The organism is Beduini sp. (assembly GCF_047239305.1).
In the GTDB taxonomy this organism is placed as follows: Bacteria; Bacillota_I; Bacilli_A; order Erysipelotrichales; family Coprobacillaceae; genus Beduini.
In genome coordinates this window covers 1-23146 of sequence record NZ_JBKTEM010000021.1, presented here as the reverse complement: position 1 = coordinate 23146, position 23146 = coordinate 1, and the positions used below count along the sequence as shown (strand labels likewise).

Below are 23146 nucleotides of genomic sequence, written 5' to 3'. Positions count from 1 at the left end.
GAAGGTTTCCTCTACATAAAGACACATATCTATGTAGAGGAAACAATTTATAGATTATTTTTCTAATTTAGTAATTGGTCCTTGCCAAGCTCGTTCATCATCTCTCCAATTTGAATCTTTAGGGAATTTGTTTAGTAGATCCGTAAATCTTTTTACAATAAAATGTGGGCGGGTAATAGCACTACCAACTACTACAGCATAACATCCAAGATATAAACTCTTCATAGCAGACTCTGGATCATATACATGTCCTTCCATAATAACAGGAACATCTACAGCTCTACACATTTCTGCAACTTCTCTATATGCTGGCGGTTCTGTAATATATGCAGTAGCCTTTGTATATCCAGCAAGTGTTGGAGCAACAAAATCCGCTCCTAATTTGGCAGCTTCAATAGCGTTTTCAACAGTATCAACATCTGCAAAAATAATAGCTTCAGGTAATTCTTTTTTGATTTCTGGAATCAAATTTCTTGTTGGAACACCCAAATGATTAAGCTGATCTGTTGCCTCTAATGCAATGATTCTTGCCCCAGCTTCCCACAAAGCCTTGGCATGTTCAATAGTTGGCGTCATAATAACTCTATCCATCGTATCATAATAAATCTTATCGAGCCCAATAATAGGTAGATCAACAGCTTCATGAATAGCTTTTACTTGTTCAGGGCTATTGGAGCGAATAGCGACAGCTCCACCCCATTTAGCTGCCTTTGCCATTGTTACCACTGTTCTGCCATCCTCATGGATACAATCTTTTGGCTCTGTCTGGCAAGATACAATTAATCCTCCTTTTAAACTTTCAATAATTTCCTGTTTTGTCATAATTTCCTCCTTTATTTTTTATAATTATTCAATATGACTAAAGAATTCCTACTGCATGCAATGCGATTGCAAGAATAACCAATAAAATAATAAGAATGGTTGGAGATACATTTTTCTTTTTTAATAACCAGAAGCACAACAATGTCAACCCTAGTGGTAAAGCATTTGGCAAGATTGAATCTAAGATTTCTTGTACATTGATCGTTGCACCCTCTGCCTCATATACAAATGGAATTTTTAAAGTAACCATTGTACAAGCCATAGATCCCACCATGATAAGTCCGACAATGTTACAACACTCTGTTAAAAATGGCATGATTCCATTTTTATTCATTTTGTCAAAGAAACTAGTACCTAAATTAAATCCTATGACAGGTAACAAATGTCTAGCTAAAGAAGAAGGGATATTATAAACAAGGAAATATAAAATAGGTCCTAAGATATTCCCTTGAAGTGCAAAAGATACACCAATACCAGTTGCGATTACCTTTAAAGATCCCCAGAAAATCGAATCACCAATTCCTGCTAAAGGTCCCATCAATGAAACTTTTGTTGCATTGATACTGCTAACATCATAATCCGGATTCATAGAAGCTTCTCTCTCCATTGCAGCAGCTAATCCGGCTGCCAATCCAGCTACCTGTGGTGTTGTATTCCATAATTCCCAATGTCTTTTATAAGCTTCGATTCTTTTTTCTTTATCATCCTTATAATATCTTTTAACTACAGGTACCATTGCGTATAAAAAAGACAATGCCTGCATCTTTTCATATTGATAAGGTGCACTTCCTACCATCATTCTCCATGCAACAGAATTGATCATCTTTTTATCTTCAGGATTCAAATATAAAATCGAATTTTTCTTAGTCATTGAACAAGTCATCTCCTTCCATTGCCATATTTTCATTTTGATTCATCAAATTTTTTGGAGAATCAATCAATGTATAATAACGGATGATACAATACAATACACCGGCAATAGCGATACCTAATGTTGGTACACCTAAATAAGTTGTTAAGAAGAATCCAACAAAGAAATATACAGCTAATTTTTTTGTCCAGATCATTCTTAATAACATAGCAAATCCGACAGCTGCTAACATTCCACCAGCTACTGTAAGACCTCCTGTAACAGCTTCTGGTAGTGCGTTCATTATAGAAGTAATGATATCGGTTCCTAAATAAATAGCCAAAAAAGTCAAGAATGATTCAAAGAAACATCTCATCAATAATGTTAAAGCTACCATCCAGCCAAACATTTTATCGTTTTCATCTTCAATCAATTTATCTATATAACTATTGAAGAAACTTGGAATGATAAATGTCATCATTTGTATCTGACCCATTAAAAGCCCTACTGGGATAGCTAAAGCCATCGCTTCTTCAATATCCATATCTGTTAAAATGATAAAAGTTGTGGCAATAGCGGTTCCTGTTAAAGCATCGCTTGGTACAGTTCCACCAATATTTACAGCTCCCAAAAAAATCAATTCATATGTACCACCACAGATAATTCCTGTAACTGGATCTCCTAGCAAAAAACCAACAATAGTACCAATAATAATTGGTTTATCGTTGAACAAACGGCAGAACCATTCGTTTGTAAAGTAACAAACACCTACTGCCAATGACACAAGTAAAGCATTTAAAAACATAAACTCTCCTTTCTCAAATTAAAGTAGCAATATTCTTGTTAGGATCGGTTGGCACAATTCTTACATCAACCTTATCTACTTTTTTCATAATTTCTTTTACATTAATTATGTCTTGATCAGACAAATATACGCCTTTTACAATTTTGTTATTTCCCTTAGTTCGATTAGACAAGCCTCCAATATTCACTAAAGAAATATGTTCATGAATACTATTGATCAATGCCAATGCATCTTCTGTCGTTTTTACAACAACAAACAACTTAAGATCTCGGACTCTTTCATCATTTATTAGATCTATGCCTCCCTTAAGCGAACGTATTGACATTTTCACACCCGTTGGTTTAGCCATCTTAATTGCAGTTTTTTGAATCTCGTTAGTCATAACTTCATCATTGGCTATAACTATAGCGTCCGGCCCAAGAAGGTTTAACCAGGAAAAGGCTACTTGACCATGTAATAATCGATCATCAACTCTTAGGATCACTACCATAAATTCACCTCCATTAATTCCTTATGATCGACATAGTCGTTGATAGGATATCCAAAAAATCGTATATTTTGCTTTGATGCTTCTACCGAATCTTTAATAATGGTCCTAATTTCTTTATTATCATCAGCTAAATACAATTCTAATAGCATCCCTAAATTTGCTCCTGCTATTACATACACATTTTTATTTGTGCATAATTCCAGTAACTGATTATTTACGCTACCACCAAGTAAATCTGTTAGAATCAAAAAAACTGTATCATTTTCTTGTTTCATAGCATGTTCTATATTTTTATAAATTTCATATGGTGATTCGTAATCTTCTAAATCAAAGCTATCAACTCCTTTCAACTCTCCAATAATCATTTTTGCTGCACTTAGCATTCCTGAAGCAAATCGACCATGTGATGCAAGTATGATTTTCTTTGTCATAATTCATCTCCTTCTCTTTTTTTATTCACCCTATTATTAGCAACAATTTGTGCCAACTTATAAGAGAAACGCACGAGGCTTCTCTGATTTTGATTATACACGAAACCGCATCCTCTTAAGCATGCGAAGGAATCCAGTTATCAAGGGAGTCCCAAGAGCCAGGTCTGAGTTCAAGAAAAACGTGACCAAACGCGGCTGTTACAATAAGACCAAATTAAGATAATATCAACAGAATCAATACTAGACTGGGAGATATGAAAAGGAGGGCAATTTCACCCTCCTTTTACAGCTGAATTTTTAATTTAGGGGAGTAGAAAATTTTTGATCATTGGTTAGTCCCCTAAATTCTCCCCTGGATCTCTGGCCGAGTCCCCTAAATTATTTGGTTACCCGAATTTCGTCCTTATCAAATCTATTTATTGAAAAGATCCGAAAGAATTTCATCAGTGATTTCTCTTGATCCTTCATATCTTGAATAAATATATTCATGTAAATAAGCTATTTCCTGATCTGGTATTTGTATATTGTATGTCTTCTCTATTCTCTTAAAAGATTTTTTTATCTTTTTAAAGAAGTCTTGATTATGATTGATAATTGTATCCAGTGCTTCAAATCGGTTGATTTCTTCATGAAGCAAGATTCGTTCTACCATGCAAGCCAGATGAATATACAAACAACAAGTCAAGTTCGAATTTAATTGAATATCCAATTCTTTTTGCACATCATTTACAAATGCTTGTATATCATCAATTATTTTTTGCGGTGAAATCACATTTAAATAATTTTTTAAATTTTCAATAGTAAAGTTCTTCAATAGCTCATTGCAAAACTGAGAAACTTCAGAATCACTAAAATAGTTTTTCATCAATCCCTGAATATAATTTGCATTTCTTTGATCCATGATCTCAAATATGGATAAAAATGGAATTCCTTCTAAATTAGGATCTGTTGTTCCTAAAATAAAACAAACATGATAAGTGTGAAATAAAGGTAACTTTTTCCCTTCGGCAACCAAGCTTTGATAATCATATGGAATAATTAAAATATCAATCTTTTTTGGCAAACTTTGTTTTACCAAATCCGCAATAGCATTAGCCATGCCCAATCCAGTTTCGCAAATTGTCAAAATGATCTCTTGTTTTTTCTCTTTCTCTATCAATGTATAATGACTAACATTTTGTGAGCTTGCTTGCTCCAGAACATTTATAATGGATTCATTTTGAATTAATTTTGTTCCTACTTCCAAACATAGTTTTGTCGTTACATTATCAATGATCCCTATATTAAATGGATATGATGATAAATATCTGTATATATTTTCTAATGATCCCATATCAACTAACACTATGACATCGTTTCTTTTTTTAGACAAGCCATCTAAATATATGATCAATTTATCCACTACATCTTTAAAATCACAATCTAATGGCATGTCAATAGAATCAAAAACATGTCTTTCCAACAGATGATTTACATTATTGGCCATTTCACTGGCAATGGAATATCCATGGGCTATGATCACACTCGCAGTTGTCAGATCATTAAAATCTTTCAAAAAATACACAAATAACAATAATAGGTCCAATTTAAAAATATCAACATTTTCTATCAAAACCGTATCTTTGATCAATTCATAAAAATCCTCAATAATTTTCTCGTCAACAAGAAAATAATCCAATACTTTTTTATAGCATGTTCTAACTGATTCATCGTCTAATGCCTTTTTATTCAATGTTAGGATGTCTGCTGAAAATGCAACCAATTTATAGATAATTTCAATTTCACTATTCGTAAAATGTTTTGAATGATATTTGTTTTCTATTATTTTTAACACTTGTGTAATGAAATCTAAGTTAATGTTGTTTTGATATATTTCATCTTGTTTAAGATCATAAAACAGCAAATCAATATAGATCTTAGTTTTTCCATAAATATATTGTTTTTCTGTTTCATTTAAAAAACTATGTTTATTATTTTTCAAATGATTGATTATATCATAATGAAACTGATAAAAATTATGATTTTCTTCTCTTTTATTAAGAAGCTGTTTCACGCTTAACATAACTTTATCATCTAATATATTGGCTCCCTTTTTATAAAATTTTGGTGGAAGATCATTAATATGTATATGAATAATTTCATCCTTTTGGGATTTTAAAAGACCGTTGGCAACAGCGGTTTTTATGATGTTTTTTACCTCACCAATATTCCCTGTAAAAGAAGTAGCTTGTAAAACATGATAAACCATTCTAGATAATTGAATTTCTTTACCGACATGTTTTTCTTCTTTTGTGAATAAATAGTGAATCAATTCTCTTCTTTCTTGAAGTGGTCGATCATTTAGATCTGGAATCTGAACAATTAAGGGAATTCTTCTTAATAATGTCTTTAATAACACTTGATTCGGATTTTCTGTCGTAGCCATAATTATTTGAACATTTGATTTGTACCATTGCACATTATCCCCAACCATGTGATATGAACCACTATCCATAAATTGAAATATTTTTTCTTGGCACTCTGGAGGCAATCCATGTACTTCATCTAGAAAAAGTATTCCGTTATTGGCATAATGTAAAATTCCTTGATTATCTTTCTCTGCTCCTGTATACGAGCCTTTTTTATATCCAAATACATTTGTTAAAAATAATTCTGGATTGTTGCTGTATTCAGAACAATTGACTGGTATAAAATCTCCTTTTATTCGTCCTATGGAATGCCCATGTTCATAAATCAGTCTTGCGATATAGCTTTTACCAGTACCTGAAGATCCCATTAGTAATATGGGTAGCCCATTTCCTGGATATTGAATTGCCGCAACACATTGATTTATGCAAGATTTCAAGGATCCATTATACCCTATCAATTCATGAAATGAAGAATCGATCTTGCTGAACCTTATATCTTTAAGCAATTCATCTAAGGTTTCATACACATTTTCAGAAATACTAGTATTATACTTTTTTGCCAACATTAAACGACTAACATAAATAATTGGATGGGTATTTATCCTTATAATTTTTCCATTTTTATTCAATTCAAATAAGGTCTTTTGAACTTCTTTTTTATTTCTATTTACTTCCAAAGATATTGCATTTAACGTTAAGAAATCGAGATCGTTCCAGTCAATATTCTCGGTCTGTTGATTTATGTAATTTAATATAGCCTGTTCCATCTTTACCCTCCTTATATTGAGTTTATTATAATGAATTAATGAAAGAATTACTATTTTTATTTTTATTAGCAATTATATATGCCAACTTGATCCTAGAAAACGAAAAAAGCATATCTCAAATTTTGAGGTACACTTTTATTTGTTCTTTTCTTTGCGTTTATAAGAGCTTGGAATATTCAAGATCTTCCTATATTTAGTAACAGTTCTTCTGGAAATCATATAGCCTTCTTTTTTTAATAAAAGATATAATGTGTAATCACTATAAGGAAATGCCTTTTCCTCTTGGGCAATAAAATCTTTGATTCTACTAATAATCTCATCATTTTTCTCTACCAGATCTTTTTGTTTTAGCAATGCTCTTACTGGATAAACTCTATCGTTATATAAATAATATTTATCTTTTATACAGCGACTTACTGTTGATATATTGGACCCTATATTTTGAGCGATCTCTTTCATAGTGCAAGAAGCGATTTCATCTCCATATAAAAAATGATTCTTTTGTCGTTTTATAATTTCATTCATTATTAACATTATTGTTTTGTTTCGTTTTGTAATATCTTCAATTAAAATATTTGCTTGCTGGAAATATTCTTTTAAAAGATCATCGGAATTGATTTGGCTTGTATAATCTTCAAATATATCTTTGATTGGATCAATTGCGTGTACAATAACTTTTTCATTTTCCACTTTTATTTCAACATCTGGAATGATAGCTTCTTCTAACGATGTATTGGAACCATATTGAGTAGCTGGGAAAGGTGTCTGCTCTTTTATCACATTAACAGCATCCATGATTTCATCAACAGTACATTGATAAATTGTTGCCAAAGATGAATAATCTTTTTCAATTAATTCTTTTGAATGATTTGTGAATATATCCAATGCGAAATATTGCTCATCTTGTTGTAACTGAATCTTTATGCTATCGATAGAGTTTTTCGCAAAAATTCCTATTGGCTCCATTTTTTGAAGTTCATTTAATATTCTAGTGAACTCATTTTGATCTATTTTTAAATGAGAACAATATTCTTCATCCGACATTGTTAAAAAGCCATTGTCATCTAAAGAATCTATAATAAAATAAGCATATTTATCCTCAATATTTAAAGAACTTAATCTATACTGAAAACGCAATTCACTTTGTAACGAGTTATCAATCTTATACCATTCATGTTCTTCATATTCATTCTTGATATATGCTTTAATCCTTGCTTTTTTGCCAAACAAAACACTTCTCAAACGATATAGTAATTCTGTATTATTCATCTTTAAGATCAGCAATGAATTATCTTTCTCATAATTAAACTGAATTTTTTGTTTTATCGTTGGTATTAGATTCTGTTTTATTGATATATCACTGTTCTTTTCCATGAACTAATTATAACATTTTGACTCCATATATCATATTTAGTATTAAATTATCAAGGATATATATAATAAATATTCACCAGCCTAGCTAGTGGTTTTTCAGTTTCGGGCATAGCCCTGCTCTCAAAGCTGCACTTTACAGCGCTTATGTGGTCTGCGACGAGCATTATCTCTTATTTCCCGTAAACAGGTGCAGGACTGGAAACAAATGGGACTCGAACTCAGTCGTACCACGATGGCGAACTGGGTGATACAGGCATCACGAACATGGTTGAAGCCATTGATCGAACATATGCATGATGAGCTTTTGAAAGAACACTATATCCATGGCGACGAGACCAGAGTACAGGTACTGAAGGAACCGGAAAAGAAAGCGACACCACAGTCCTATATGTGGGTCTATTCCAATATCAGCGGATCCCCACATCCGATAACGCTCTTCGACTACCGGCCAAACAGAAGCAGTGATAATCCAAAGGAATATCTAAAAGGATTCAGCGGTTATCTGATCACCGATGCCTATGCCGGATACAATCATCTGGAAGGAGTGACCAACGTCTACTGCTGGGCCCACGCAAGAAGGAAGTTCGTAGAAGCTCTGCCAAAAGACAGAAAAGGGATCGAAGATTCCCTGAGCTGTAGAGCTATAGAAAAGATCGGAAAACTTTTCGCCATCGAGAAGAAGATCGCAGATATGGACTGTGAAGAAAAGAAACGAATACGACAGAATGAAGCCGTTCCTTTATTGAAGGATTTTTTCACATGGTGTTTTGAAAACAGAGACAAGACACTGAAGAGATCCAAGGTCAATAAAGCCTTTTCCTATGCCCTGGACCACCAGGAAGGATTGTGCCGTTATATCGAGGACGGACATCTTCCGATGACCAATTCACTGGATGAACGAGTGATACGACCATTCACGACGGGAAGAAAGAATTGGCTGTTCAGCGACAGCGTAAAGGGGGCCGAATCTAGCGGCTATGTCTACAGTATCATAGAGACGGCAAAGGCCAACCAGATAGATCCTTATAAATATCTGTGCTTCGTATTCAAGAACATGCCGGGTAGCGACTACATAAGAAACAGAGAAGTCATTGAAAACTTGATGCCATGGAGTAGACAAGCTCAGGAAATATGTAAGTAAAGAAGACCGTGATCACAGCAGCTTTTGTGCAGATCACGATCTTTTTTTATTGATTTTACAACACCCTTTTACTTAGCGCTTACGTTTAATTCTAATGAAAAGGCATTAAAAAAGAGCCTATGCATACAATACAGAAGCTTATTTTTAGTTAAATTTTTCCCTCTTATAATGATGGCACAGATGCAGTAAGCACAATGACGAGTTCAGCGATCGCAATAATGATTACAAATGCTACAAAGGCAATACCAATGACTTTAAGTACCTTCATAATGGCATTAACGACGATCTCAGTATCGCTAACTTTTTTGACGATAATATTTTGGATATCGTTGTTTAAAAGATCATCGGCACTGACATTAAAGGCTTTTGACAAGAGTTTTAATTGTTCGGGATTAGGAGCTGTTTCTTCTAGCTCCCAATTGGAGATTGTCTGTCTTGTAACGCCAATGATATCACCTAGTGCTTCTTGTGATAGATTTGCTTCCTTTCTAAGTCTTAAGATATTTTCACCTAACATAATGTTATCCTTGTCATCACTATAGCTGATCCCCTATTTTAACTTCTAGCGAAGACTTTTGGAATCGTGTCAAAGTTATTTAACATCTTTCAATATATCTTCTAATTCCGGGCTATCTTTCAAAAAAGATGCTTCTTCATCTCCTGATATAGACTTTAGAATGTTCTTTTGTAACTTTTTGCCAAAATCTTCGTCCACCTCTTTTGTTTGTATATGTTGATAAAGTAGCGATTTATTGACATCCCATTTCTTGGTCAAAGATTTGATCATAGGAACAAATGTTTTCAAAAGTTTTGTACGATCTTTAAGGGCCAAATATAACTGAAAATGTGCTAAATATCTGTTATATTCCCACAGATCGAATATTTTTGTTGCTTGTTCATCAGCATTTGCGATATATCCAGCATCATCATATCGCTTATCCTTTATAGCGATATCCATTAAACTCAAAAGAGTTTCGTGAACTTCTGTATTTAGCAAGAGCAATTTTTCTTCAACTGTTTTAGCTGCTTTTGATAACTCTCCTTGTTCAATATACATTTTTGCTTGTATCTGTTTTTTATCTACTGGACTTGGATCTGAGATAGAATCTAAAAGGGCTTGTGCTTCTGTGAAGTTTTTTCTTTGAATTTCATTAGAAATCAAATGCGAAATAGCTTGTTCTTTGATCTGGATATTATCACTTCTAGCTGCACGTTTATATAAAGACATAATTTCTGTTCGATATTCTTCTAAGCGATCTTCTTTTGGCTCTTTCAGTATTAAAGCTCCATCCATAAGCATCGCTACCTGACACACTAATTGATCACAAGTAGGATACTCTTTTAGTTTTGCTATAGCCATATCATATCCAGCTGTAAACCCTTCTTTATCGATAGTTTCACTGACTTGATTTAAAAATATTGCTACTTCTTTGTCAGTAAGATCATCTTGAAATGATAATAAAGTATTTAGGTCTGTGTCTAGTAGTCTAGCAAGCGCTGGCAATAACGAGATATCTGGGTACGAAATTCCTTTTTCCCACTTATTTACTGCTGGTGTGGTGACACCTAAATATTTGGCAACTTGCTCTTGAGTAAAATTAAGAGCTAGGCGGCGTTCTTTAATAATTTTATGCATTTTCATAATACATTTTCCTTTCGTAAAGTATATTTCATCATTATTTTAACAATGAAAAAGGTCATTATCTATTGAATGGTTGTTAACTTTCAACGAAGATTATTAACTGCTGATTAATTGGCTGAATCTTAATATGAAGATTGAATACTTAAAAAGGGATATCCGAAGACATCCCTCTAAATGCAATTTTAGCATCTTTAACTTGCTAGCCAATGGGAACAATTGCAACTGTTGCAAAAGTGATTTTGAGACAAATCGTTGCAAAAATCCTCTTGGGAATAATAGTCACGTGGCTAGCACCGATAAATAAAGGCTTTTTGACGACATCCAAGCCGAATACTACTATTCGAACTCGATTTTGTATACTTTTAAATCCATACAACATATACATTATATGGTCATTTACACAATTACTTCCTGTATTATTTTATATTCCAAACCTTTTCCATATATTTTGTACTCATTTTGGAGTCACTGTGAGTACATATTGAGTTCAAGCTATTCCTAAACACTTAAGATTTTGCTTCACTCAATCGCTAGAATTTGATTCATCAATTGTTTTATTATTTCTAAATTTGTAGAAAACTCAATATGACTCGCATATTTTTATTAAAATTCTGTTTTATCAATCAAATACAAATTTTAACCATTTTATAAACATATATTAAATAAGCAGTAAATTGAAATGCTATATTGTGATATAACATCTTATATTTACTGCTTTTGCATCATCAATTTGTAATTTTTCTTGTTTAAAGTTCTTATTTAATTACTTTTAAAGCTTTATCATGGGCTAGTAAGAATGGTCTTAAATAAGCAACTGTAGAGCACATAGGCATCACATCTTCAGATAGATTAATACCTAAAACATTAATTAAGTAATTTCTTCTTTCAATCATTCTGTTATACATATCTGGATATTCTTTTTTGATTTGATTACGTAAAGATCCATTTGCTAAAAGAATTGTACTTTCAGCAGAAGAACCTGTATAACCAGAAACAGATGGAATAATGTCGATTTGTAATAACATTCCAGATTGTAATACTTCAGTTGAGTTTTCATAAATAGGAGAAGACATCCATTCTTCTTCAGCCGTTAAATGACCTGGACATAATGACCAACCATATTTTTCTCGTGGTAATTCACTTTCAATTAAATCAAATATTTCATGACCTTGTAATCCACATTTAATGTTTTCAAGCCATGCAACATAGGCGTTGAAGTATGGAATTGCTACTCTTTCTAAATAATCTTTTTGACCTTCAGGAAGTTGTGTTTCATTTTCGACAGCAAATCCGCATCTTGAACTTAAGCCACCACGGTATCCTACCGTTAAAGAAATAGGGTCACCTAATTTAACAGTATTATCACGTGGAAACATATTTGCTTTAATAAATCTAGGACCACTAGAAGCTATTGTAACAATAGAAGTATGTTGTCCATTTCTAACAAGTTTATCACCTAGTTCTAGTTCATTTATGCCAAGATTTAAATCATTCATGGCATCTAAAATACAATCACTAGCTAATGCTGCACCATATTCATAATGAGCTATTTCATTTGGATTATTTGTACATCTGACGCCATTTTCACCAATAAATATTGAACATTCATTACTTAATAAGTATTCATCGCCAATAATATCAATAATATTTTTAACAATATAATATGGAACATCATATGTGTGTTTGTTATCCTCTAAAATAGAAGTGAAGTTTTTCCAGCCTACTAAACCAATTCTTTGTCCTTTATCTAAACCGGCAGAAATAAGTAAATCTTTAAATGATATATCTGTACGATTTGGCTGATTAGGAAGTGAAAACAAAGACACATGTATAGTTTTACTGATTTTTACTCTAGATTTTCCAGCTTTACCTAAATTTTCATTACCTAGAACAATATTTATTTCACCGCTTTTATCTATAATTAATAATGCTTCCTCAAAACGAGTAAAAAATCCAACTAAATATTCAAAATTAGAACCATGCTCAACATCACCATAAATAACTAATTTATCAAGATGAAGTTTACGCATTCTGGTAAGTATTTTTTGTTTTCTTTCTTCTATTGTTTCATCTGTTAAAAATACAGGACTGCCATTACAATCTTTTTTTGGCTCAGCAACTGTTGTTAAAATGATATTTCTCATTTTTCCTCCTCATAAATACACAAAATTTGATAAATTTTTTAAATTGTCAGCAATTATTGATTACAAATATAACTGACCATGCAACTTATGTTTATTTGCTAATTCATATTTGATGATCAGTTATAATTTTTTATTCGAGTATTTTTATCGCATTTTTATAATCAGAAATGATATTATCTGCTTTTTCGCAAGGTAGCATTTTATTTTTATTTATTGCTACTACTTTATAAACTCCAGCATTCTTTGCTGCAATAATCCCTGATATAGAATCTTCGAATACTATACATTCATCTTTTTTTAAATTAAGATTTTGAATACATTTCTCATAAATTTCAGGTGAAGGTTTTCCTTTGAAACTATAGTCGTTATAAATAATATTATTCCAATCAAACCATTTATATAATTTTAAATTTTCATAATGAAACCTAATATTATCTAGTCCCGATGCTGTTGCAATAGCACATACATAATTTTTCATTTTTAAATCATCTAAAAATTCTGGCAAGCCGTCAACCAACTTATAATTTTCTTTGTCTGCCTTGCAAAAATCTCTGTATATTTTTTCTTTCTCTAGCTTTAATGTATTGATATTTTCTACATCATCACCTAAAAAATAATGTATACTCTCTTCTATATTTCTTCCATGAATGTAGTTGGAGAATTCTTCATCAGTTGGTTTTCTATGTATTAAATTTTTTAAAAATAATGTCCATGATTTTTCTAAAATTTCTTGATCAAAAATCATAGTACCATTAAAATCAAATATAATTGCTTTTATCATAATATCTTTTAAATTTAAATCAAGCACTCCATTATAAATTCTATCTATCAAATTTCAAATAGTATTTATAAGCTAAACGAATCACTTCTGCCTCTTTACCAAATCGAGGAATTCCGTGGCCAGCCAATGCAAGATCCGGTTCTTCTTTTAATTTATATAATTTTTCAAAGGATTCGCCTAATTTTTTAGAGTTATAAGACAAGTCTCCTTTCCATCCAGTTCTTGTTTCTTCTCCCCATTTTCCATCTGTATAAAACATATCTCCACTAAACATAACATTTTCATCATCAATTCGAACAAAGTATAATAATGTTCCATCTGTATGTCCTGGCAAGCATAATATCTCAAATTCTAAGTCACCAATCTGTAATATTTCATCTTTATCAATCAAAATATCAGCTTTACAAGCTGGCATAACATGATTTGTACAAGGACTATATTCTCCTAAATGACCATCTTCTAGCATTTTAGCATCTTCTTTTCCTATTACAATTTTTGCACCACATTTCTGAAAATAATGTGCACATCCAGTATGATCGTCGTGGGCATGAGTTATTAATACATGTGTAATTTTGTTCTCATCAATATTCCAATATTTTAAATTTTTAACAATTACATCTAGTGCTTCTGGGCTTCCTGTATCAACTAACACATAACCATTTGAATGTTTAATAGCGTATGCATTACCTAAATATCCCCAAGGTCCTCCAGAAATCCAATAAATTCTATCATTAATTTTCATATAATCACCTATTTGCCTAAATCTTTCTTATCATCAAAACCAAAAAACCAAGTTAATACAAACGTTACAGTAAATACTAATACTATTCCAATTATAGCAAGCATAAAGTTGTTTCCACCTGCTGGATCCAAGAACTGAGGCAAACTTAAAAGAGAAACATTAATCATTTGGAATACTTTAACTTTAAAGATTCCAAAGAATAATCCGCCTACAGCGCATCCAATAAAAGAAGGGATAATTGGTCTTTTGTATTTTAATGTTAAACCATATGCACAAGGTTCAGAAATACCTGCGGTTGCAATAGAAAATGCAGCAGAACCAGCGATTTGTTTTAAATCTTTATCTTTTGTTTTCAACATAATTACAGTTGATACAGCTAACTGTGAAAAGTTCCATGCAGTAAATCCAAGCCATAAGAATGGATCAAATCCTAAATTTGTCATATTTGATAATGCTACTGGCATAAAAACCCAATGACTTCCTGTCCAAATAAATAATGGCATCAAGAAACAAATTGCAAATACACCCAATACTGCATATTTGTTATAAATTACTAACATTGCATTTGCAATCAATTCTCCGACAATTGAACCAAATGGACCTGTTACAACCAGTGTTAGTGGAGCCATAATTAAAAACGTTGGGAATAAGGATAGCATTCCTAATTTAGTGAAAAATGTCTTACTTACTAGTTTTTCAAGCTTTGACTGAACCCAAACAGTAAACAATACAGGCAATAATGAAGAACTATAAGAGATAGCATGAACAGGTAACCCAAACAAACTAATACTTTCTCCACTATTTACTAAATCTATGAAATTCGGATGAAGCAAAATACCAGCTAGCATTAAACTTAATACCGTATTACATTTGAAATATTTTGATGCACTATATGCAACTAATACAGGCATAAAATAGAAGAACGAATCACCCATTAAATTTAGCAAAATATAAGTTTGACTGTCTGTACTTACAATATTTGTCAAAGTTAAAATGGTTAATATTGCTTTAAATAATCCAGCAACTACCATTCCCATCAAAATAGGGCTGATAGTTTGTGAAATTGCATTTAATATTTGACTACCATAATATTTAATTCCTTTAGGTCCTTTTTCTTCTTTTGTTTCTACTGGTTCTTCTAATTTGGAAACATCTATACTTGTTCCTTCCAAGTATTTTTCTACAGCTTTATAAACTTCATCTATTTCATTTCCTACAACAACTTGAATCTGACCCATTGTTTTCATAACTCGAACTATGCAAGGTATTTTTTCTAGCATTTCCACATTTACTTTCGAGTTATCTTTCACTTTAAATCTCAATCTAGTAAAACAATGCTTAACTTCTTCAATATTTTTACTGCCACCTAAATATGTAATAATATCTTCTGCATTTTTAGAATAATTTGACATTTATTTTTCTCCCTTCACAATTTAAAAATTCATTAATGTCGTATACTTTACAATTTTCAATTAATATGTGCTTTTAGCTAAAGTATTAAATTTGATTCATAAAATAAGTTATCAACAATATCTTTTTTCTGATACCAACCTCCTATAAATATGTGTTAAATGCCATTAAAAGGCGCCTATTTTAATTTCATTTAACAAAAAAAACCTAAAACATAATCAAAAATAATTTGATTTGTGTTCTAGGTTAAGCCCTACTGGTAACAATCCTCTCGTGAACATAATCGATTTATATGTATAATCAAGTATAGTTTTTCTTCAATTGACAATTCCCATTTGAAAAGTAGCAATAAATACTCAGATATTGAATCTACGCAATCTGAAGTATCTGGAAATGATTTTTTCATTGTTATATACAACTCTTTATTTTCACTTTTTATTTCCTCTTTACTTTCAATGCGTCTTAATAAGTATTGAATATGTGAAACAAATCTTGAATAATTCGCTCCATCTTTGTTAATACTTATATTGAATTTATTTTCTATCAGTTTTGTAATTTTATTAATAATCACTTTATTTTCTGCATAGCCATCTATTTCACCTGCTTTTCTAGCTTCTGCATTTATAATGTGTAAACTAATAAAACTAGCCTCTTCTAACGGTAATTTTATATTTAGTTTTTTTTCTATCAAAAATAACGCATATGTACCTATAGCATATTCCTTTTCATACAAGAATTTTATATCTTGAACAATAGGAAGGGTTATATTTAATTTTTCTTTGCACCTTACTATAGAAAAATTGATATGATCAGCTAATGTAAAGATAATATTAGGACTAAAGATATAATCCGGTTCATATTCTGCGTATTTTATAATTTCTTCAGAAAGTAACAAAATTTCTTCAGGAATTTCATTTATCATATGAACATAATTTTCATCAATACCATAATATGTCTTTTGAATAACTGCTACATCAATTTCGAAAGGCGGCTTTTTAAACCCTATTCCTTTTCCGAAAGCAACCAATTCATTATTATCATCATCAAGGCATATAGCTACGTTATTATTAATGCATTTGACAACTTTCATCTTTTATCACCTATTTATCATCATTACAACATCTTTTATAGTTACTTCCTCTTTATTTGTAAATTCTATATTCAATCCTTTACTTGTCACAACAACAGGTGTTGTCAAATCGGTATGATGTGTTTCAAAAAAATCTCTATCAATTTTTAATAATGGCTGCCCTATTGTTACTTTATCATTTTGATTAACTAACAATTCAAATCCATTACCATTAAACTCAGCAGTTTCTAATCCAACATGTATCAAGATTTCAATACCATCTTCTGTTTCTATACCTAATGCGTGCTTCGTACTTGCCACTGCAACAATTTTACCTTTACACGGAGAATATATAGTATTTCCATTGTATTTGAATGCAACTCCTTCTCCCATAATTTTATCGGCAAACATTTGATCATTTACATCTTTTAAATCTACACACTTCCCATTAACTGGAGAATATATTTGAAAAAATTTTTTCACTTTGAATATATTTTTTAACATACCATCAACTCCTTATATATACAAAAAACTCTTCGAAACTTCACAAACATGCAATCTAAAACACATGCAGGTAAAGCCTCAAAGAGTAACAATCCTGTATTCGCTTACATTATAATCCTGATAATAAATAATGTCAATCCCGTCTTTAGAATATTTCTATAGTATAAAAATCGGGTGCCGACTTTTATATTCGCTACTTTTACTCTTTATATAAAGGCAAGATTGAATACACACGCTGGAAATGTTTTGTGGTTTAATTATTTATAAAGCCCCTATATATAAAGCATTTTTACGAGATTCAAAGCAGATATAGTTCCTTTAGCACCCGTTTTTTAGACTATAGAGTTAGAATATAGCACCATGAATTTTTAGGGTTAAGCAAGAAAAAAACTTGATTATTTTCGAAACTTTTCATAATTTTTGCAAAGAAAAGAAGTAGCCTATATTTACGACAATTATTCGGTAGTTCGACAGTTATAAAATCATAAATATCCTGAATGTCGCTTATATAGCGCTTTTTTTATGTCAAATCCTTCTTTAATTTTGTTGTACGGAAGTTGTATGGCGTTGTACTTTGTGGTATAATAGGTATGTACAAGGAGCCTTCCTCATGAAACTAAACTATGACAGAAAATCTAAGGATCCCACCTACTTCATCCAGGTCGGTATCCGCAACGGTAAAAAAGTGACCACCAAGAACGTGGAACGGATCGGCAAGCATTCGGAATTATTGAAGATCACAGACGATCCTCTGGAATATGCCAGACAAAAAGTGAAGGAATATAATGACAACCTTAAGAACAGCAGGGTCGAGTATAACATCACCATTCATTTTGACGACAAGGTCATCAACCGGGGAAACATTGTTTCCAGGTCCACCTGCAGGAATATCGGTTATCTCTATCTCAAGGAGATCTATTCCTCGCTGAATCTTTCCGGTTTCTTTGAAAAGGTCTGCAGTGACCGCAGGATCGCCTTCCATCCCGATATGATCAATATGGTCCTTGCCTTTTCGAGAATCCTTGATCCGGGGAGCAAGCTGCATACCTTGAAGAACCTGTCCCACTTCTATGGTGATTTTGATTTCTCCCATCAGGATATCCTTCGTTTCATGGATATCCTGGAAGAAAACTATGATGAATATCTTTCGCATTTATTTGAATCCAGTAATAAAGTGATCAAGAGAAACACCAGTGTCTGTTATTTCGACTGTACGAACTTCTATTTTGAAAAGGAGACCGAAGATGAGGATGTATATGACGAGATCACAGGTGAACTGATAAAAGGTCTCTTAAAATATGGTGTATCCAAAGAACATCGCCCGAATCCGATCGTACAGATGGGACTGTTCATGGATGCCGACGGCATTCCCCTGAGCATGTGTATCAATCCCGGAAGCGACAATGAATCGCTTTGTACCGTACCGGCAGAAAAGAAGATGCTCAAGATGTTCGAGAACAAGGATATCATCTATTGTGCAGATGCAGGGCTCGGCTACAATGACGCAAGGGTATTCAACGATTTTGGCGGGCGGAAGTTTGTGGTAACACAATCGGTCAAGAAATTGAGCGATGTTCTAAAACAGGCTGTATTCAATGATTTTGACTACCGTTTTTCCCAGGACGGAAAGCCGATGTCCTTAGAGGCCATGAAAAGCTTTGATCGAACATTGACGGAAAATCGAAAATATTATGACGGATACATATATAAATCCATAATGGTTGACAAACCGGTGGATCTGGGTTTGTTCGAGATCCGTCAGTCTAAGAACGGAAAGACTAGAAAGGTAAAATCAAAAGGGACCCTGAAACAGCGTATCATCGTGACCTATTCAAGAAAGATGGCTGAATACCAGAAGACGGTAAGGAACAGGCAGATCGATCGTGCAAAAAAAATACTGACAGCCATGGATCCTGAAAACTTCAAGAAAGGACCTCACGACGTGACAAGGTTTATCAAGAGCGACAAAGAAAAGAAGAATTATTCTTTAGATGAAGCACGTATCGAAGCCGAAGCACAGTACGATGGTTTCTATGCGGTCGCCACAAATATATTCGACATGAAGGAAACAGAAGTCCTGGACATCCAGTCAAGAAGATATCAAATAGAAGACTGTTTCCGCATCCTGAAAACAAACTTCAGTTCAAGACCCGTATATCATCACAAGGAAAACCGAATAAAAGCACACTTCCTGATCTGTTACACAGCTTTATTGATCTACCGATTGCTCGAGGTCAAATTAGACAGAAACAAAACGCATTTTACAACCGGGCAGATCATCGAAACGCTGCAGAACATGAATGTGGTCAACTGCTCGGATATGTACTACCAGTCCTGTTATACCGGATCGGATGTACTGGATTCACTGGAACAACTGTTTGATTTAAAACTGAATCGAAAATACTATCTGCCGAAAACCTTGAATAAATTAAAAAAAATTTGAGGAATAATAGTTCCATACAACAATTTATAAATAGTAAAAATGAGCGTAATGCCTTTATTTAAAGGCTTTGCGCTCACTTTTATATTACATAACTGTCGAAAACGGGATTATAATCCTGATAATAAATAATGTCAATCCCGTCTTTAGAATATTTCTATAGTATAAAAATCGGGTGCCGACTTTTATATTCGCTACTTTTACTCTTTATATAAAGGCAAGATTGAATACACACGCTGGAAATGTTTTGTGGTTTAATTATTTATAAAGCCCCTATATATAAAGCATTTTTACGAGATTCAAAGCAGATATAGTTCCTTTAGCACCCGTTTTTTAGACTATAGAGTTAGAATATAGCACCATGAATTTTTAGGGTTAAGCAAGAAAAAAACTTGATTATTTTCGAAACTTTTCATAATTTTTGCAAAGAAAAGAAGTAGCCTATATTTACGACAATTATTCTTCCATAAATTCTGCAATGTTGAATCTTCTCTTATTGAGCGTAATAGTTCCATATTTTGTATCAAACTTTCTTTGATAGGAACCATTTCTAGAATTTTCGTTATTGGTTCTAGCGTATGGTTCATAATCAAGAAAAGCCGTCAACTCATATGCGAGTATTTCATTGAGAGATTTCTCCAACTCTGAACGAAACAGTTCAGTTACAGCCTGTTCAAAAGCTGGAAGATTGTTGTCATTAGAAAATAGGTTTTTCATTAAAGATGTAGTAAAATAGTTCATGGGTATATTCCTTTCGTAAATTGTTTTTGGTCGAACTAATTTTACTAAGGATATACCTTTTTTTCTACATTTCCAGAAAAACGAATTTACACAAGATATTTTATGCTATCTTAAAAAGCATGAACTAAAGAAATACTTCTCTTAATTCATGCGATTATTTATAATTAATATCGTTTATTATTCATAATATTTTTCAGGAATCAGTGCAACTGGAGCAATATCTGGAATATCATCCCCATCTTCATGTAAAGCATAACTTCCATCAACTCTTAGTACAAATACATCTCCTTCTTCAATCTGATGAGGAAGTTTAATATCATCGGCATATACACTATCTAAGCATAGGCAAAGGCTTTCATCATTAGAATAAAATGAATCCTTTTCTTGAGGAGCGAATATGATTTTATCAGAATCTACTTGTTTAACAATCATTTTCATATCAATATATCCGTCATACTCTATACTACGAATTACATCTTGACTTTGGCTTAATTCCCAATCTTCTTGAGTTATTGTAAATTCTTCATATGGAAATAAACCTTTTGAAAGTATATGTCCACTATCTGCATTTTTATAAGTTACATTAACTGTTGTATCACAATCTTGATTCATCAAAGCAGAATTTGTTTGCAAAATATAACTAATCCAGAAAGTATGACTCATATTTTCTAAAGCTTTTGCTGCATTATCTGAAAACAATCCTTCATCGTCCACATTAAAAGTCACAGAAGAATAATCTTCACTCCATTCAACTGTATAATTATCCTTTATAGCTTCAAATTCTTGAGCTATTTCCTCCATGATTTTTTGATTATTCTCAATAAGATTTTTAATTTGTGAATCACTAGCTTCTAGAACCAAACAATCTTCTTCCACTGTAACTTCATTTGCATATGTAGAATCCAAGCTAAATGAATCTGTATCATGTTCTTTTACGCTTTCATAAGATTCTTTACCTAGAAAATACTGTGATTCTATAGGAAGAATATACTTACTTGTTGGTTCTTTTTGACATCCACTTAAAACAAATAATAAGATAGCAAAAATACTAAATAGTCTACGTTTCATAATGATCTCTCCTAGTTTTATTCTAAATGGATTTATCTGTTTTTGCATTAAGAATTTATCTTCTCTTAGTTAATAATTGAATAAATCTAAAATTATTAACTCTATTTTATTTCATTTTAACATTCCAAAAGTTAAATTCTAATAAATGAATGTTAATATAAAGTTCGCTTAACCTTCAATTTGTTGATATGCGATATAACTGACATAAATGATGTCAAATTAGGTGGTGCCTTATAGATAAAGATAAGAAATGAGGTATCCTTTATGTCAATCAACTATGAATCCAACTATCTTCTTCCTAACATCTCCAATCAGCTCTGTGCTTACCAGAAAGATCGTGTTTCTCAGATGATCCGTGATCTTATCGAGACCAACAGGCAGATGAACCAGTTCCATTTTGAATACTGTCCAAAATGCGGACAGTTTCATTCCGTGCTCGTGAAAGCTGGAAAGACCAAAGCCGGTAAACAAATGTTGAAATGCTCTTCCTGTCATAAGCGGTTTGTATGTGATCATGGGCAGTTGACATATTACTCTCATCAGCCACAGTCCAAATGGAATGATCTGATCATTGAAACGCAGAAAGGAAATTCTCTTCTGCATACAGCGGCCAAGATCAATGTTCATGAATCAACTGTTTTTCGTATGCGTCATAAATACCTTCATTTTATCGAAGATATGGAGTCTGACATATATGGTCGGTCATGAAGTGGAAATGGATGAAACATATGTAACGCACTGTAGAAAAGGAAGGATCATTGACGGGCATCCGGAAAAGAAGCGCGGAACACCGGCCACAAAACGAGGATTGTCGGATGAAAAGATCTGTATCCTCACGGCGGTCCAGAGACTGGGAAAATGCATAGCCAGATCGCTTAATGTGGCAAAGCCATCTTCCATGGATGCGGAAACTTTCTGTGAATGTATAACCGATGAAAGCTATGTGTGGACAGACGGTCTGACAAGTTATGTCAAGCTGCTTAAAGAAAAGAACTGTTCCAACAAGGTGTTGGAATCATATCATGAATATGATTCCGTTAATCATTTAAACAATGTGAACTCGTTCCATTCCCAGATACAGGAGCAGTATCGTGTTTACCGAGGTGTATCGAGCAAATATATAAATCGGTACAATGCACTTTTCATGTTACAGAGAGAATATATGGGAAGGGACAGCCAGGAGATCCTGCTTTTGATCATGAAGAGACTGCGAAAAAGAGTGTGTTATTTTTTCATACGCCAGATACGGAAGGAAGATCTTTTTAAGCTGGCGATTGCCTAATATGGCCTATGTCAACAAATTGGAGGTTAAGCGCAAATTTTTAATTTCTTAATTACAATAATTTCCTCTTTCAAATCGTTATATATAAGAATTCTAGTATTAGACAGTTAATTCATGATTGTCTTGACGTCAATGAATACCAGATTAGTTGAGTGTATACTTAACCTTCAACAATCTATAAAACAGATATTACATAGTTTCTCATTGATACAAATTAAGTTGAATTTATTAGATA

General features: G+C 32.5%; 21 protein-coding genes. 4 read left to right on the top strand and 17 right to left on the bottom strand.

Annotated features, from left to right (window positions below; translation table 11 throughout):
- Positions 1–54: 54 nt before the first annotated feature.
- The 7 genes from ACLRVU_RS15020 to ACLRVU_RS14990 form a co-directional block, all read right to left on the bottom strand.
- The gene (locus tag ACLRVU_RS15020) at positions 55–822 is read right to left on the bottom strand and encodes an N-acetylmannosamine-6-phosphate 2-epimerase (protein ID WP_015536462.1); all 768 of its coding nucleotides are present in this window, start codon (positions 820–822) and stop codon (positions 55–57) included.
- A gap of 37 nt (positions 823–859) precedes the next feature.
- The gene (locus ACLRVU_RS15015) at positions 860–1693 is read right to left on the bottom strand and encodes a PTS system mannose/fructose/sorbose family transporter subunit IID (RefSeq protein ID WP_015536463.1); all 834 of its coding nucleotides are present in this window, start codon (positions 1691–1693) and stop codon (positions 860–862) included.
- The gene (locus tag ACLRVU_RS15010) at positions 1686–2477 is read right to left on the bottom strand and encodes a PTS mannose/fructose/sorbose/N-acetylgalactosamine transporter subunit IIC (protein WP_015536464.1); all 792 of its coding nucleotides are present in this window, start codon (positions 2475–2477) and stop codon (positions 1686–1688) included. Before ACLRVU_RS15010 ends, ACLRVU_RS15015 begins: the two co-directional genes overlap by 8 nt.
- Before the next feature lie 13 nt (positions 2478–2490).
- Complete coding sequence (locus tag ACLRVU_RS15005) at positions 2491–2967, bottom strand: PTS sugar transporter subunit IIB (RefSeq protein ID WP_015536465.1); 477 nt, start codon at positions 2965–2967, stop codon at positions 2491–2493.
- Complete coding sequence (locus ACLRVU_RS15000) at positions 2961–3398, bottom strand: PTS sugar transporter subunit IIA (RefSeq protein ID WP_257362037.1); 438 nt, start codon at positions 3396–3398, stop codon at positions 2961–2963. The genes ACLRVU_RS15005 and ACLRVU_RS15000 overlap by 7 nt, the downstream gene beginning before the upstream one ends.
- Positions 3399–3810: 412 nt before the next feature.
- Positions 3811–6483, bottom strand: a complete 2673-nt coding sequence (locus ACLRVU_RS14995) for a sigma 54-interacting transcriptional regulator (protein WP_412892323.1) — start codon at positions 6481–6483, stop codon at positions 3811–3813.
- A 225-nt stretch (positions 6484–6708) separates the two neighbouring features.
- Positions 6709–7842, bottom strand: coding sequence for a hypothetical protein (locus ACLRVU_RS14990; RefSeq protein ID WP_172694834.1), 1134 nt, complete (start codon positions 7840–7842; stop codon positions 6709–6711).
- 292 nt (positions 7843–8134) lie between these two features.
- Between ACLRVU_RS14990 and tnpC the strand changes: the two genes are divergently transcribed.
- Entirely contained in the window at positions 8135–9088 is a 954-nt protein-coding gene (gene tnpC / locus ACLRVU_RS14985) for an IS66 family transposase (RefSeq protein WP_257362038.1), read from the top strand.
- A 163-nt stretch (positions 9089–9251) separates the two neighbouring features.
- On the opposite strand, the gene ACLRVU_RS14980 is transcribed toward tnpC, so the two are convergent.
- The 8 genes from ACLRVU_RS14980 to ACLRVU_RS14945 all read right to left on the bottom strand — a co-directional run bounded on the left by ACLRVU_RS14980 (position 9252) and on the right by ACLRVU_RS14945 (position 17380).
- On the bottom strand, positions 9252–9605 hold the full coding sequence (locus ACLRVU_RS14980) for a helix-turn-helix transcriptional regulator (RefSeq protein WP_087159073.1): 354 nt from the start codon (positions 9603–9605) through the stop codon (positions 9252–9254).
- Positions 9606–9680: 75 nt separating this feature from the next.
- Complete coding sequence (locus tag ACLRVU_RS14975; protein ID WP_161129536.1) at positions 9681–10730, bottom strand: helix-turn-helix transcriptional regulator; 1050 nt, start codon at positions 10728–10730, stop codon at positions 9681–9683.
- Between the two features lie 755 nt (positions 10731–11485).
- Entirely contained in the window at positions 11486–12874 is a 1389-nt protein-coding gene (locus ACLRVU_RS14970; protein WP_161129537.1) for a M24 family metallopeptidase, read from the bottom strand.
- A gap of 130 nt (positions 12875–13004) precedes the next feature.
- The gene (locus ACLRVU_RS14965) at positions 13005–13655 is read right to left on the bottom strand and encodes an HAD family hydrolase (RefSeq protein WP_087159069.1); all 651 of its coding nucleotides are present in this window, start codon (positions 13653–13655) and stop codon (positions 13005–13007) included.
- 40 nt (positions 13656–13695) lie between these two features.
- On the bottom strand, positions 13696–14397 hold the full coding sequence (locus ACLRVU_RS14960) for an MBL fold metallo-hydrolase (protein ID WP_161129538.1): 702 nt from the start codon (positions 14395–14397) through the stop codon (positions 13696–13698).
- Positions 14398–14405: 8 nt separating this feature from the next.
- Positions 14406–15809 carry a PTS transporter subunit EIIC gene (locus tag ACLRVU_RS14955; protein WP_161129539.1) on the bottom strand — a complete coding sequence of 468 codons (1404 nt, stop codon included), beginning with the start codon at positions 15807–15809 and terminating at the stop codon, positions 14406–14408.
- A 251-nt stretch (positions 15810–16060) separates the two neighbouring features.
- Positions 16061–16897 carry a PRD domain-containing protein gene (locus tag ACLRVU_RS14950; RefSeq protein ID WP_412892322.1) on the bottom strand — a complete coding sequence of 279 codons (837 nt, stop codon included), beginning with the start codon at positions 16895–16897 and terminating at the stop codon, positions 16061–16063.
- Between the two features lie 6 nt (positions 16898–16903).
- Complete coding sequence (locus tag ACLRVU_RS14945; protein ID WP_161129541.1) at positions 16904–17380, bottom strand: PTS glucose transporter subunit IIA; 477 nt, start codon at positions 17378–17380, stop codon at positions 16904–16906.
- Between the two features lie 610 nt (positions 17381–17990).
- Here ACLRVU_RS14945 and ACLRVU_RS14940 point away from each other — a divergent pair.
- Positions 17991–19823 (top strand): transposase, encoded by a 1833-nt coding sequence (locus tag ACLRVU_RS14940; RefSeq protein WP_161129571.1) that lies wholly within the window; start codon positions 17991–17993, stop codon positions 19821–19823.
- A 453-nt stretch (positions 19824–20276) separates the two neighbouring features.
- On the opposite strand, the gene ACLRVU_RS14935 is transcribed toward ACLRVU_RS14940, so the two are convergent.
- Complete coding sequence (locus ACLRVU_RS14935; RefSeq protein WP_240140448.1) at positions 20277–20561, bottom strand: transposase; 285 nt, start codon at positions 20559–20561, stop codon at positions 20277–20279.
- Between the two features lie 177 nt (positions 20562–20738).
- Positions 20739–21629 (bottom strand): hypothetical protein, encoded by an 891-nt coding sequence (locus ACLRVU_RS14930; protein WP_161129570.1) that lies wholly within the window; start codon positions 21627–21629, stop codon positions 20739–20741.
- 264 nt (positions 21630–21893) lie between these two features.
- Between ACLRVU_RS14930 and ACLRVU_RS14925 the strand changes: the two genes are divergently transcribed.
- Both ACLRVU_RS14925 and ACLRVU_RS14920 read left to right on the top strand, forming a co-directional pair.
- On the top strand, positions 21894–22337 hold the full coding sequence (locus ACLRVU_RS14925) for an IS1 family transposase (RefSeq protein WP_161129569.1): 444 nt from the start codon (positions 21894–21896) through the stop codon (positions 22335–22337).
- Entirely contained in the window at positions 22324–22911 is a 588-nt protein-coding gene (locus ACLRVU_RS14920) for an IS1595 family transposase (RefSeq protein WP_161129568.1), read from the top strand. Before ACLRVU_RS14925 ends, ACLRVU_RS14920 begins: the two co-directional genes overlap by 14 nt.
- Positions 22912–23146: the final 235 nt, after the last annotated feature.